Annotated in this window: 9 protein-coding genes; 7 read left to right on the forward strand and 2 right to left on the reverse strand. The window is 67.7% G+C overall.

Annotated elements, in window-relative coordinates:
- Positions 1 to 117: 117 nt before the first annotated feature.
- The 3 genes from D7Y11_RS37585 to D7Y11_RS37595 all read left to right on the forward strand — a co-directional run bounded on the left by D7Y11_RS37585 (position 118) and on the right by D7Y11_RS37595 (position 4,003).
- Positions 118 to 450, forward strand: a complete 333-nt coding sequence (locus D7Y11_RS37585) for a hypothetical protein (protein ID WP_126936083.1) — start codon at positions 118 to 120, stop codon at positions 448 to 450.
- A gap of 149 nt (positions 451 to 599) precedes the next feature.
- Positions 600 to 1,997, forward strand: a complete 1,398-nt coding sequence (locus tag D7Y11_RS37590; RefSeq protein WP_126936084.1) for a hypothetical protein — start codon at positions 600 to 602, stop codon at positions 1,995 to 1,997.
- Positions 1,998 to 2,164: 167 nt separating this feature from the next.
- Positions 2,165 to 4,003, forward strand: coding sequence for a glycoside hydrolase family 15 protein (locus D7Y11_RS37595; protein ID WP_120576515.1), 1,839 nt, complete (start codon positions 2,165 to 2,167; stop codon positions 4,001 to 4,003).
- A gap of 51 nt (positions 4,004 to 4,054) precedes the next feature.
- Here the strand turns inward: D7Y11_RS37595 and D7Y11_RS37600 are convergent, their stop codons facing one another.
- Both D7Y11_RS37600 and D7Y11_RS37605 read right to left on the reverse strand, forming a co-directional pair.
- Entirely contained in the window at positions 4,055 to 6,523 is a 2,469-nt protein-coding gene (locus D7Y11_RS37600; protein WP_169820355.1) for a phosphoketolase, read from the reverse strand.
- Positions 6,524 to 6,536: 13 nt separating this feature from the next.
- Positions 6,537 to 7,601 (reverse strand): class I fructose-bisphosphate aldolase, encoded by a 1,065-nt coding sequence (locus tag D7Y11_RS37605; protein WP_120576516.1) that lies wholly within the window; start codon positions 7,599 to 7,601, stop codon positions 6,537 to 6,539.
- Positions 7,602 to 7,808: 207 nt separating this feature from the next.
- Here D7Y11_RS37605 and D7Y11_RS43965 point away from each other — a divergent pair, with 207 nt between their 5' ends.
- The 4 genes from D7Y11_RS43965 to D7Y11_RS37625 form a co-directional block, all read left to right on the forward strand.
- The gene (locus tag D7Y11_RS43965; protein ID WP_233607520.1) at positions 7,809 to 9,323 is read left to right on the forward strand and encodes a Cof-type HAD-IIB family hydrolase; all 1,515 of its coding nucleotides are present in this window, start codon (positions 7,809 to 7,811) and stop codon (positions 9,321 to 9,323) included.
- A 262-nt stretch (positions 9,324 to 9,585) separates the two neighbouring features.
- A complete protein-coding gene (locus D7Y11_RS37615; RefSeq protein ID WP_120576518.1) occupies positions 9,586 to 11,037 on the forward strand; it encodes a cytochrome ubiquinol oxidase subunit I in 1,452 nt (483 codons plus the stop codon).
- Positions 11,038 to 11,073: 36 nt separating this feature from the next.
- On the forward strand, positions 11,074 to 12,081 hold the full coding sequence (gene cydB, locus D7Y11_RS37620) for a cytochrome d ubiquinol oxidase subunit II (RefSeq protein WP_126936085.1): 1,008 nt from the start codon (positions 11,074 to 11,076) through the stop codon (positions 12,079 to 12,081).
- A gap of 7 nt (positions 12,082 to 12,088) precedes the next feature.
- Positions 12,089 to 12,421 (forward strand): hypothetical protein (locus D7Y11_RS37625; protein ID WP_199753898.1); only part of this gene is annotated, 333 nt, incomplete at its 3' end.

Below are 12,421 nucleotides of genomic sequence, written 5' to 3' on the forward strand. Positions count from 1 at the left end.
GTGGGGGAGGGGCTTGGGGCGCGGAGGCGCTCCTGGGCCTGGGACTCCGGATTTGAGCTGGGGCGGACGCCCCGTAGGATGGAAGCCTCGTCGGTGGCGGCGATTCATGGAGGAATCATGTCAAAGATGCTGAAGGGATTGTTGGCGGCGGTCCTGCTGGTGGGCTGTGGTGGCACGGAGGCGGATGTGGATTCGCCGGCCGAGCTCGCCTCCCGGGGGGACGCCATCTCCGCCTGCAACGTGGGGGCCGCGCCCTATTCCCTCTGCAATGGGGGCAACGGTGTCTGCGTTTATCCTTCGGCGAGCAGCCGCAACGCGGATTGCCGCCCGAAGTGTGGCGTCGCGTGTGGAACCAGCGCCGACGAGTGTTGCATCGGGTATGCCCCCCTCAATTTCTGCGAGATGAGCCGGGGCTGCGGCGGCGGGTCGCCGGGGCCCATCATCGACTGAGCTCCGGGGCACGTCGCGGTCCGTCTCCGCGACGTGCCTGCTGGGGACATCCCCTGGCGGACCTCGGCGCATTCCCAGACGCGCTGGGGGCCGTTGGGGGACACCGGTTACGAGCTGCCCATTCCTCGAGGTCGATTGGAGTTCTCGCCATGAACTGCACGAACTGTGGTGCCCCGCTCCCGCCCTTCTCGTTCGGACGCTGCGACTGTTCCAAACAACCGGGCACGAGCTCCAAGAAGCGCAGCCGGGCGGAGTACGAAGCGACGAATCAGCCCTCGGGCTCGAACGATTCCGCGATTCTCAAGAAGCGCAAGCGCCAGCACAGCGCGCTGTCCGTGCTGTTCATTCCGTTCGACGCGGGCGGCACCTCCCGGACGCAAAAGGGCCTCTCGGACTCCGGCACGCGCGGCGAGATCTTCTTGTCGGAAAAGGACTCGTTCCGGCGCATGCCATTCGACCAGGCATTCTTGGAGAAGCGCAATCTCGACCTCATGCCTCCGATGACACCGAAGGAGCTGGTGAGCATGTCGACCAACTCCAATGTGACCTTGGCGTTTCGACCGGAAGGAGCCAATCCGTTGCTGTCGAAGACCGTGGAGAACAAGGTCAGATGGGACATCAACTACGACGTCATCGCGTGCGCGGCCGTCGACAAGCTCGGTTCGGAGCACGATCGCGACTGGGAGAAGTTGCTCTTCACTCACGTGGCGGTTGGGTCTCGTCAATCCCGTGTCAAATGTGGCTGCACCCAGCACTTGACGCCCCCCTCGCTGGTTCCGAAGGTGTTTCCAGAGCTGATTTTTCTGTCGGAGGAACTGAACTACAACAAGTTCCCCGACGAATTGACCGTTCATGACGTCAAGTACCTGCGAATGGACGAGTCGGCGCTCCCCTACAACGACCAAGGCGGGGTCAAGGACTGGAAGCAGCAGATCACTGGCTACGTCCGCTCCGCCCACCGCGACAGTGAGGAGAAGCAAGCCCGGTTTTCAGCCAAGAGAGCCGTCACCAACAACAATGAGAATGTCTTGTTGGTCACCAAGGAGCTGGCGGGTATCAAGCTGGTCGCGTGTGGCGTGCACTTCTCGTCCAAGTACGTCAGTGCGTGCAAGAACAACGATGAGAAAGCGCGCGCGGTGCTTGAGGAGAAGATCGCGTGGAGCAAGCTCAGCGGCGCCGACCTGCTGATCGGCGACTTCAACTTCGATTGCTCCTTCAATCCGCAGTTCATGCCCGAGTATGCGTCGGGTCCGCAATACATCTCCGTCGGAGACCGGATCGAGCAGGTGGTGTCGACGCGCGCGTCGAATACCAGCCAGGACGCGCCACAGCGGTTCATGAACGCGGTGGTGACCAACGACTCGACCCAGATCGAGCCCACCCGCTTCTCCGGTATCGCGCGCCCCGTGATCGGCGACCAGTCGCTCGAAAGCGGTTACTACAGCGATCATCCGTGGATTTTCGTCACGGTCAGCAAGACGCGGGACAATCCCCTTCCCGAAGACTTCCTGAAGATCCCGACCTTGCCGATGATCACCTGGAAGTAGGTTGATTCGATCTTCTCCCAGCCGCCATCACGGGGGCCATGAGCTTCGGGGAGCTGCTCGCCCCCGGAGCACCAAGCGGTCGCTCTCCCTCCGCCGCGGCGGTTGCGCCTCCGCGCCCCGGGCGCCAGCGTCAAGGCTTGATCATGAGGCATACGGGAGCCAACGCAATGGCGGAACAAATCACGCAGAAACAGAAGGCCCAGGAGCCTGTCATCCCAGCTCAGCTGGGGGTCCAGACGAACCGCAAGATCGAGGACCACGCGCTCATCGGAAACATGCGCTCGGCGGCATTGGTCGCCCGGGACGGGACCATCGACTGGTTGTGCCTGCCAGACTTCGACTCGGACGCCTGCTTCGCGAGCCTGCTCGGGACGGAGGAGAACGGTGAGTGGGCGCTCGCACCGAGGGAGTCCATCCAGAAGATCACCCGCCGCTATCGGAAGGACACCCTGATCCTCGAGACGGAGTTCACCTGCGCCTCGGGCTCCGTCCGGTTGATCGACTTCATGCCTGTCGGCCAGGAGTTCCCCAGGATCGTCCGGACCGTCGTGGGGGTGAAGGGGACGGTGGCGATGCACTCGAAGCTGACGCCACGCTTCGCCTTTGGCCGCTCCATCCCCAAGGTAGAAAGCGTGGGCGGCTCGCTCCGTGCGTTCGCCGGCCCGGACGCCATCTTCCTCCGGCGCACGGACAGGGATACGGCGTCCCCACTGGTCTCGAACTTCGAGGTGACCGAGGGCCAGCGGTTCTCCTGGGTGATGAGCTGGAACTACTCGTGGTTGGATCAGGTCCCGCCGAACCTGGATGCGGACCAGTCCGAACAGGAGACCGACCGCTACTGGACCCAGTGGGCGTCGAAAATCGTCCCGCCGCCGAGGTACCGCGACGAGGTCGTCCGCTCCCTCATCACCATCAAGGCCTGCAGCTACGAGAGCACGGGCGGAATCGTGGCCGCGCCCACCACGTCGCTCCCGGAGACGCCGGGAGGCGAACGCAACTGGGACTACCGCTTCACGTGGCTGCGCGACGCCGCGCTCGCGCACAACGCCCTTTCGCGCGCGGGCTTGCGCGACGAGGCATCCTCGTTCTGGAAGTGGGTGATGCGCGCCATCGCGGGAGACCCCGCCCAGATGCAGATCATGTACGGAATCCGAGGCGAGCGCCGCCTCACGGAGTCCACGCTGGACTGGCTCGATGGTTACGGTGGCGCGAAGCCCGTGCGCATCGGCAACGGGGCCTACAACCAGTTCCAGCTCGACGTGCTCGGCGAGGTGGCCGCGGTGCTCTACGCGGGCGCGAAATACTTCGGCGAGGTCGGCCCCGTCGCACAGCGCGCGCTGCTCAACGTCGCCGAGCACGCGATGAAGGTCTGGCAGAGTCCCGACAAGGGCATCTGGGAGATGCGCGGACCCAATCGCCACTTCACCGCCTCCAAGGTGGCCGCGTGGGCGGCGCTCGACCGGGCCATCAAGGCCTCGGATGAGACGAAGATGGCGGCCCCGATGGAGCGGCTGCTGGAAGCCCGGGAGACCATCTTCGAGGAGGTCTGCGCGCAGGGGTTCAATCGCGAGCTGAACAGCTTCACGCAGTACTACGGCGGCAAGGACATGGACGCGAGCCTGCTCTACATCCCGCTGACCGGCTTCCTTCCGGCAACGGACCCACGGGTGGTGGGCACGGTGGAGAGCATCGAGCGCGAACTGCTCCAGGACGGGCTGGTGCTCCGCTTCAAGCCGGACGCTACCGGCTCCGTGGACGGGCTCAGTGGAGAGGAGGGCACCTTCCTCGCGTGCTCGTTCTGGCTCGCCGACACGTACCAGATGATGGGGCGCTTCGAGGATGCCCGGCGGCTGTTCGAACACCTGCTGTCCTTGAGCAACGACCTGGGCCTGCTCGCCGAGGAGTACATGCCGAAGCTGCACGCGCAGCTGGGCAACTTCCCGCAGGCGTTCAGCCACTTCTCGCTCGTCAACGCGGCCTACACCCTCACCGAGCCCCGCGCCTGACGCGGCTCCCGGGCCTTCTTCGGAAGGCCCGGGAGCTCCAGGGCGCGAACCTCAGTCCGGCCAGGTCCAGTCCGCGATCTCAGGCCGGTCCCGGCCGTGCTCGTGCGCGTAGGCCAGGTTGTCGAGGATGGCGTTCTTCATCTCCTCCTTCAGGTGCCCCGCCTTCGCGTGCAGCTCCGGCACGCGGTCGATGACGTCGATGACCAGGTGGTAGCGGGACGTCTCGTTGAGGATTGCCAGCTCGAAGGGCGTGTTGATGTTGCCCTTCTCCCGGTAGCCATGCACGTGCAGGTCTTCGTGGTCGATGAAGCGATAGGCCAGCTTGTGGATGAGTGACGCATAGCCGTGGAAGCTGAAGATGATGGGCTTGCCCGGCGGGAACAGGCTCTGGAGCTCGCGTTGCGTGGACCCGTGCGGGTGATCCGCCGACGACTGGAGCTTGAACAGGTCGACGACGTTGACGAAGCGCAGCTTCAGGTTCGGTGCGCGCGCGCGCAGGATGGAGGCGGCGGCCAGGGCCTCCTGCGTCGCGACGTCACCGCAGCAGGCCATGATGACATCCGGCTCCGCGTCCTCGTCCGTGCTGGCCCGCTTCCAGATGCCGAACCCCTTGGCGCAGTGGGCGACGGCCTCGTCGATGCTGGTGAACTGCAGGTGCTTCTGCTTGTCCGCGACGATGACGTTGACGCAGTCGGTGCTGCGCAGGCACTGGTCCGCCACCACCAGCAGCGTGTTGGCATCCGGCGGCAGGTAGATGCGCGTGACCGAGCCGGACTTGTTCGTCACCAGGTCGATGAAGCCCGGGTCTTGATGTGAGAACCCGTTGTGGTCCTGACGCCACACGGTCGAGGACAGCAGGATGTTCTCCGAGGCAACGGGTGCCCGCCAGCTCACATGGTTCTTGCTGATGTCCAACCACTTGGCGTGCTGGTTGAACATGGAGTCCACGACGTGGGCGAACGCCTCGTAGGTGTGGAAGAGGCCGTGGCGCCCCGTGAGCAGGTACCCCTCCAGCCAGCCCAGCAGCGTATGCTCCGACAGCATCTCCATGACGCGGCCGTCCCGGGCGAGGTAGCCCCCGTCGGCATCCTCCGGCACCAGGTTGGCCATCCACGTCTTCCCGCTCACCTCGTAGAGGGCCTGGAGCCGGTTGGAGGCGGTCTCGTCCGGACCGAAGACGCGGAAGCTCGTCGGGTTGTCGCGCATGATGTCGCGCAGGAACTCGCCGAGCGGCTTCGTGTTCTCATGCAGCGAGGTGCCGCGCGAGCCGACCTTGACCGCGTAGTCGCGGAAGTCAGGCAGCCTGAGCGCCTTGCGGAGCAGGCCGCCGTTGGCGTGGGGGTTCGCGCTCATCCGCCGGGCCCCCTTGGGCGCGAGCGACCGGAGCTCCGGCATCAGCCGTCCCTCCGCGTCGAACAGCTCCTCGGGCCGGTAGCTGCGCATCCAGTCCTCGAGCGCCTTCAGGTGCGCCGGGTTGCCTCGCACGTCGCCGAAGGGCACCTGGTGTGAGCGCCAGGTTCCCTCCAGCTTGTGGCCGTCCAGTTCCTTCGGACCGGTCCAGCCCTTGGGCGAGCGCAGGATGATCATGGGCCAGCGCGGACGCGTCGGGGTGTCCGTCAGCCGTGCCGTCTTCTGCAGGGCGCGGATCTCCTCGACGGCCTGCTCCAGGGTCTGCGCCATCTTCTGGTGCATCTGGGCCGGGTCGCTGCCCTCGACGAAGTAGGGCTTGTAGCCGTAGCCGACGAACAGCGCCTCCAACTCCTCCGGGCTGATGCGGGCGAGGATGGTCGGGTTGGCGATCTTGTACCCGTTGAGGTTCAGGATGGGCAGCACGGCGCCGTCCCGCACGGGGTTGAGGAACTTGTTCGAGTGCCAGGCCGTCGCGAGCGGCCCTGTCTCGGCCTCGCCGTCACCCACGACGCAGGCGACGATGAGGTCCGGGTTGTCGAAGGCCATGCCGTACGCGTGGGAGAGGCTGTAGCCCAGCTCGCCGCCTTCGTGGATGGAGCCTGGCGTCTCCGGGGTGACGTGGCTGCCAATGTGCCCGGGGAAGGAGAACTGCTTGAAGAACTTCCGCATCCCCTCCGCGTCCATGCTCTTGTCTGGATAGACCTCCGAGTAGGTGCCCTCCAGGTACGCCGGCCCGAGCACGCCCGGGGCGCCGTGGCCCGGCCCGGCCACGAAGATGACGTCGAGGTTCTGCTCGACGATGAGCCGGTTCAGGTGGACCCAGGTGAACGAGAGCGCCGGGCTCGCGCCCCAGTGGCCGAGCAGCCGGTGCTTCACGTCCCTCGGCACCAGGGGCCGGTGCAGCAGCGGGTTGTCCTGGAGGTAGATCATCCCCACCGCCAGGTAGTTGCACGCCCGCCAGTACGCGTTCATCAACTCCACTTCCCTGGCGGTGAGCGGTCCCCCGCCCCGTGTCTGCTCGCGGCCTGGAGCGGAGGGCCCCTGGCCGTGCTCCCTGGCGGACAACGGCGACCCATACTCCGACGCTTCCGTTCCTTCGGGGTGTGCCATGACATGCCTCCCATCAGTGGTGGGTGTGGAGTGTGGAGTCGGACGGGGCGAAACCCGCTTCGCCCTCCATGTCCGCGCTGTACGCGCCCAGGGCCGCCGCGCTGTCGCACCAGGCGCGGTGGCGGAACGCCTGCTGGGCGGCGGGCACCTGCGCGCTCTGGCCGCGCCAGGCTTCGAGCGCCTCGTCCTGCAGCGCGCGTCCGTAGGAGAAGCTCAGCGTCCAGGGCTTCGGGCCTTCCAGCGCGTTGATGGCGTTGAGGTGCTCCGTGGCCAGGACCGCGTCCTGTCCGCCGGACAGGAAGACGATTCCGGGGACCGCGGGCGGCACGTGGCGCGTCAGGACACGCAGTGTCGCCTCCGCCACCTCCGCCACCGGGACGTGCCTCGCGAAGCCGTGGCCCGCGGTGACCATGTTCGGCTTGAGCAGCATCCCTTCCAGGGACGCCCCCGCGGCGAAGAGCTCATGGAAGACCGCCTGCAGCACGCGCCCCGTCACGTCCTCGCATTGCTCGAGCGCGTGCGCGCCCTCCATCAGGACCTCGGGCTCCACGATGGGCACCAGGCCCTGCTCCTGGCAGAGGACGGCGTAGCGCGCGAGCGCGTGCGCATTCGCGTGGATGCACGCCGCGGAGGGCATCCCGGCGCGGATGACGAAGACCGCGCGCCACTTGGCGAAGCGCGCGCCCAGCTCGCGGTACTCCTCGAGCCGCTCGCGGAGCCCGTCGAGCCCTTCCGTGACGGACTCTCCGGGCGCGCCGGCCAGGGGGTGGACGCCGGCGTCGACCTTGATGCCGGGGATGATGCCGCGGTCCGACAGCAGTTTGACCAGCGGAATGCCAGCCGCGCTGCGCTGACGGATCGTCTCGTCCTGCATGATGACACCGCCGATGAATCCGGTGATGGCGGGCGTACTGAAGAGCAGCTCCCGGTAGGCGCGGCGGCTGTCCGCGGTCGACTCGATGGCGCGCGCGGTCAGGCGCTTCGTGATCGTGGAGACCGTCTCATCCGCCGCCAGGATGCCCATTCCGTCTGCAATGATGGCTCGCGCGGTTTCACCGAGCCCTGGCCTCGTCGGCATGTGTTCCTCCCATCCCCCGGAGGGAAACGTGAGGGCGTCCCGGTGCGCCAACAACTGGCGGTGGGGCGCTTGGTAACGGGTCTGCCTTTGAGCACCGGGCTGGATGGTGCGGCCCACGTCGCGATGCCATCTTGATGCAGGCTCCCACTGTCACGGATGACGCCCGGTGTGCGGAGGCGGCGAGCGGGCAGGCGGGCGGAGACGGCCATGACCATCAAGTTGCTCATCGCGGACGTCGACGGGACCATGGTGACGCGGGACAAGATCCTCACTCCGCGAACCTGCGAGGCCGTCGCCCGGCTGCGCGCCAGCGGCATCCAGTTCACCCTGACGAGCGGGCGGCCGCCGCGTGGGATGGCAGGGCTGGTGGCCCCACTGAAGCTCACCGCTCCCGTGGCGGCCTTCAACGGCGGCGTGTACGTCAAACCCGATCTCACGACGGTGCTGGCGCAGCGGACCCTGTCGCCCGCCATTGCCAGACAGGCCGTCGACTTCATGCTCCAGGCGGGCCTGGATGTCTGGGTCTACCAGGGGGTGGAGTGGTTCCTTCGCGCCCCCGAGGCCTTCCGCGTGGCGCGCGAGCGGAGCAACGTCGGGTTCGACCCGGTCGTCATCGCTGACCTGTACGGCGTGCTCGATGCAGTCATCAAGCTCGTCGGGGTGAGCGAGGACACGGCGCGGGTCGCGCGCTGCGAGGCGGAGCTCGCCTTGCGGCTGGGCACCGATGCGTCGGCGGCACGTTCGACGCCGTACTACGTCGACGTCACGCACCCTGAAGCGAACAAGGGGATGGTCGTCCGAGAGGCCGCGCGTCTGCTCGGGCTTCCCCTGGAGCAGATAGCGGCCATCGGGGACATGGCCAACGACCTGCCCATGTTGAGCATCGCCGGCATGGGCATCGCCATGGGCAACGCCAGCCCGGAGGTCCAAGGGCCCGCGCGCCACGTCACGCGCACCAACGACGAGGAGGGATTCGCCCACGCGGTGGACACCTTCATCCTGGGCCAGCCGCCCCTCGCACGGACGAAGCTGGGGCTTCCGCCGCGCGCGCGCGTCTGTCTCTTCGGCCTCGACGGGGTCCTCACCCAGACCGCCAGCCTCCACGCCCGGGCCTGGAAGCAGCTGTGCGACTACTACCTGCGGCAGCGGGCGAGGTCCTCGCGGCAGCCCTTCATCCCCTTCGACCTGGTGCGCGACTACAGCCGCTACTTCGACGCCAGGCCGCCCCTGGAAGGCCTCCACGCGTTCCTCGACGCCCGCGGCATCGAACTGCCGGAGAGCACGGTCCACGCGCTGAACGACCGCAAGGGAGAGCTCCTGGTGGAGCTGCTCCGACAGGAGCGGGTGGAGACGTATGAGGGGACGGTCCGCTACGTCCAGGCGGCGCGCGCCGCGGGACTCCGGACCGCGGCCGTCTCCTCGAGCAGGCACGGCGCGGAGCTGCTCCAGTCAGCCGGCATCCCGGACCTCTTCGACGCGCGGCTGGACGCCACGCAGCCCCCCGCGCTCTACCTCGCGGCCGTCCGGGCCCTGGGGGCCGACGTCGAGGAAGCGGTCATCTTCGAGGACACGCCCGAAGGCGTCGCGGCCGCGCGGGCAGCCCACTTCGCCTATGTCATTGGCGTCGACAGGGTGGGCCGGCCCGCCGAGCTGCGCCGCCACGGCGCGGACCTCGTGGTGGCGGACCCCGCTGTCCTTCTGGGGCAGGACGAGGCCTCCTGAAGGCGCGCCTCGCTCGGCCGCCTCTTCGTGCGCAACGTGGCGATGGTGTTCGACGCCTATCTCGCCAGGGCCGCGAAGCCCTGTTTTCCCGGACGGTGTGAAGTTCGCGGCGCCGCAGGGAGAGCCGGTTGGTCCTCGAACCGCCGCGCTGGAACGCAGAATCTGCGCGGGCCCCATGGCGCCGCGCAGGGGTTGCGCGGGTGGAAGAGGGCATCCGAGGCAGCGTGAACGGCTGGGGGATTGCAATGACGCCTTTTCCGTCATGACCAGCCTAGAGCTCGCGCGGTGGCAGTTCGGAATCACCACGGTCTATCACTTCATCTTCGTCCCCCTCACCATCGGGCTCGCCCCGCTCGTCGCGCTGCTCCAGACGCTCTGGGTCGTGACCCGGAAGCCGGGGTGGCTCCGGCTGACGCGGCTCTTCGGCAAGCTCTTCCTGATCAACTTCGCGCTCGGCGTGGTGACGGGCATCGTCCAGGAGTTCCAGTTTGGAATGAACTGGAGCGAGTACGCGCGCTTCGTGGGGGACGTGTTCGGCGCTCCGCTCGCGATGGAAGCGCTGGCGGCCTTCTTCATCGAATCCACGTTCCTGGGGCTCTGGATCTTCGGCTGGAAGCAGCTGCCGCGCGCGCTGCACCTCGCCTCCATCTGGCTGGTGGCGCTCGCCGTGAACCTCTCAGCCTATTTCATCCTCGCGGCCAACTCCTTCATGCAGCACCCCGTCGGGGCGCGTTTCAATCCCGCCACCGGGCGCGCGGAGATGACGGACATCCTGGCGGTGTTGACCAACAACACGGTGCTCGTGGCCTTCCCCCACACGGTGACCTCCGCCTTCCTGGTCGCGGGCACCTTCGTGGCGGGCGTCTGCGGCTGGCTGATGGTGCGCTCGAGCCAGTCAGGTGAAGCGGCGGCGGCCCAGACCTTTCGCGGCGGGCTCAGGCTCGGCCTGGTCACCGTCATCGTGTCCGGTATCGGCGTGGCGGTGAGCGGGGATGCCCAGGCGAAGCTGATGTTCGAGCAGCAGCCCATGAAGATGGCCGCGGCTGAAGCGCTCTGCGACGGACGCGCCGGGGCGCCCTTCTCCCTGTTCGCGGTGGGAGACCTGAACAACGACTGCCGGGGCGTGCGCCACCTGCTGGAGATTCCCGGCCTCACGTCCTACCTCGCGCGCGCGGATTTCCAGGCACCGCTCGAGGGCGTCAATGACGTCCAGAAACGCTACGAGGAGCGCTACGGGGCGGGTCCGGACTATGCGCCCAACCTCGCCGTCACCTACTGGTCCTTCCGCTTGATGATTGGCCTGGGCGTGGGAAGCGCGGCGCTGGCTCTGTTCGGGTTCTGGCTCACGCGCGGAGGCGTGGCGAGCAACTCGGAGCGGTTTGCCCGGCTCAGCCTCGCGGCGCTGCCCACCCCGTTCCTCGCGTGTTCCTTCGGCTGGATCTTCACCGAGATGGGACGGCAACCCTGGCTGGTGGCGCCCAACCCCACCGGGGTGGACGCGCTTCGCCTGCTGACGGCCAGCGGCGTGTCCACCGCCGTCTCCCCCGCCATGGTCTGGACGACGCTGATTGGCTTCACCTGCGTCTACGGCGCGCTGGCGGCGGTCTGGTTCTACCTGATGCGGCATTTCGTCCGGGCGGGTCTGAAACATCCGGCGACCCTCGCGAGCGAGGACAGCCATCCTGAAACCGCGCCGCTGTCGTTTGGCTACTGAACTCCCGGCCCTCTTTCCTGGCATCGATAAACAATCATGGAACTGAATACACTCTGGTTCTGTCTCATCGCGGTCCTCTGGACGGGCTACCTCGTGCTCGAAGGTTTCGATTTCGGCGTGGGGATGTGGCTCTCCGTCCTGGGCAAGACCCCGGCGGAGCGCCGCGCGGTGCTGCGCACGATTGGCCCGGTCTGGGATGGCAATGAGGTGTGGCTGCTCACCGCCGGGGGCGCGACGTTCGCGGCCTTCCCGGAGTGGTACGCGACGCTCTTCTCCGGCTTCTACCTGCCGCTCTTCCTGATTCTCGTCGCGTTGATCGTCCGCGGCGTCGGGCTGGAGTTCCGCTCCAAGCTGGAGAACCCCCGGTGGCAGCGCCGCTGGGAGCAGGCGATCCAGGTGGGGTCGTGGGTCCCCGCGCTGCTCTGGGGTGTCGCCTTCGCGAACATCGTGCGCGGGGTGCCACTCGACGCGAATCATCAGTTCACCGGGACGTTCCTCGGCCTCCTGTCTCCGTTCGCGCTGCTCGGCGGCCTGGCCACCACCTTGCTCTTTCTCAGCCACGGCGCGGTCTTCGTCGCGCTGAAGACCCAGGGCACGCTGCGGACGCGGGCGCTTGGCTGGGCCCGGCGGATGGCGCTGCCCACGCTCGGCGTCAGCGGTGCCTTCGGCCTGTGGACGCAGGTGCGTTACTCGGTGGCCTGGACGTGGCCGGTGCTGGGGTTCGTGGCCCTGGCGCTGGGGGCGGCGGCGCTGAGCGTCTGGCGGGAGCGGGAGGGCTGGTCCTTCACCTTCAGCTGTCTGGCCATCGCGGGCGTGGTCGTGCTGCTCTTCGGCTCGCTCTTTCCGGACGTGATGCCAGCGCTCGAGCCGGCGCACTCGCTCACCGTCCAGAACGCCTCGAGCACGCCCTACACGCTGCGGATCATGACCTACGTCGCCGTCGCGCTGGTGCCGTTCGTACTGGCCTACCAGGGCTGGACCTACTGGGTCTTCCGCCAGCGCGTCACCGTCGACGAGCTCAACCCGGCGCTGGGAGAGGGCTGACCGACCGATGAAGCCGCTCGACCCGAAGCTCCTGCGGCACGCGGGCGCCGCGCGGCGCTACGTGCTGCTCACCGCGGGCCTGGGGCTCGGGATGGTCGCGCTCACGGTCCTGCAAGCGCGGGGGCTGGCCCGGCTGCTGGGGCATGCACGCGAGGTGGCCGGGGGCCATGGAAGGCTCCTGCTCTGGCTCGGCGGCGTGTGGCTGCTGCGCGCGGCCCTGGCGGGGCTCCAGGAATGGACGGGGAAGCGGAGCGCGCACCGGGTCATCGCGCAGCTGCGGGAAGGACTGCTCACGCGGCTGGCGTCCGGCTCGGAGGGGGGGCGCGCTTCGGCGGGCGGG

The sequence above is a fragment of the Corallococcus sp. AB018 genome (genome assembly GCF_003986945.1).
Taxonomy (GTDB): Bacteria; Myxococcota; Myxococcia; order Myxococcales; family Myxococcaceae; genus Corallococcus; species Corallococcus exiguus.

Coding starts and splice junctions, on each gene's coding strand:
- D7Y11_RS43965 (WP_233607520.1), top strand. CDS start 7,809: ATGACCATCAAGTTGCTCATCGCGGACGTCGACGGGACCATGGTGACG.
- D7Y11_RS37615 (WP_120576518.1), top strand. CDS start 9,586: ATGACCAGCCTAGAGCTCGCGCGGTGGCAGTTCGGAATCACCACGGTC.
- D7Y11_RS37585 (WP_126936083.1), top strand. CDS start 118: ATGTCAAAGATGCTGAAGGGATTGTTGGCGGCGGTCCTGCTGGTGGGC.
- D7Y11_RS37605 (WP_120576516.1), bottom strand. CDS start 7,601: ATGCCGACGAGGCCAGGGCTCGGTGAAACCGCGCGAGCCATCATTGCA.
- D7Y11_RS37600 (WP_169820355.1), bottom strand. CDS start 6,523: ATGGCACACCCCGAAGGAACGGAAGCGTCGGAGTATGGGTCGCCGTTG.
- D7Y11_RS37590 (WP_126936084.1), top strand. CDS start 600: ATGAACTGCACGAACTGTGGTGCCCCGCTCCCGCCCTTCTCGTTCGGA.
- cydB (WP_126936085.1), top strand. CDS start 11,074: ATGGAACTGAATACACTCTGGTTCTGTCTCATCGCGGTCCTCTGGACG.
- D7Y11_RS37595 (WP_120576515.1), top strand. CDS start 2,165: ATGGCGGAACAAATCACGCAGAAACAGAAGGCCCAGGAGCCTGTCATC.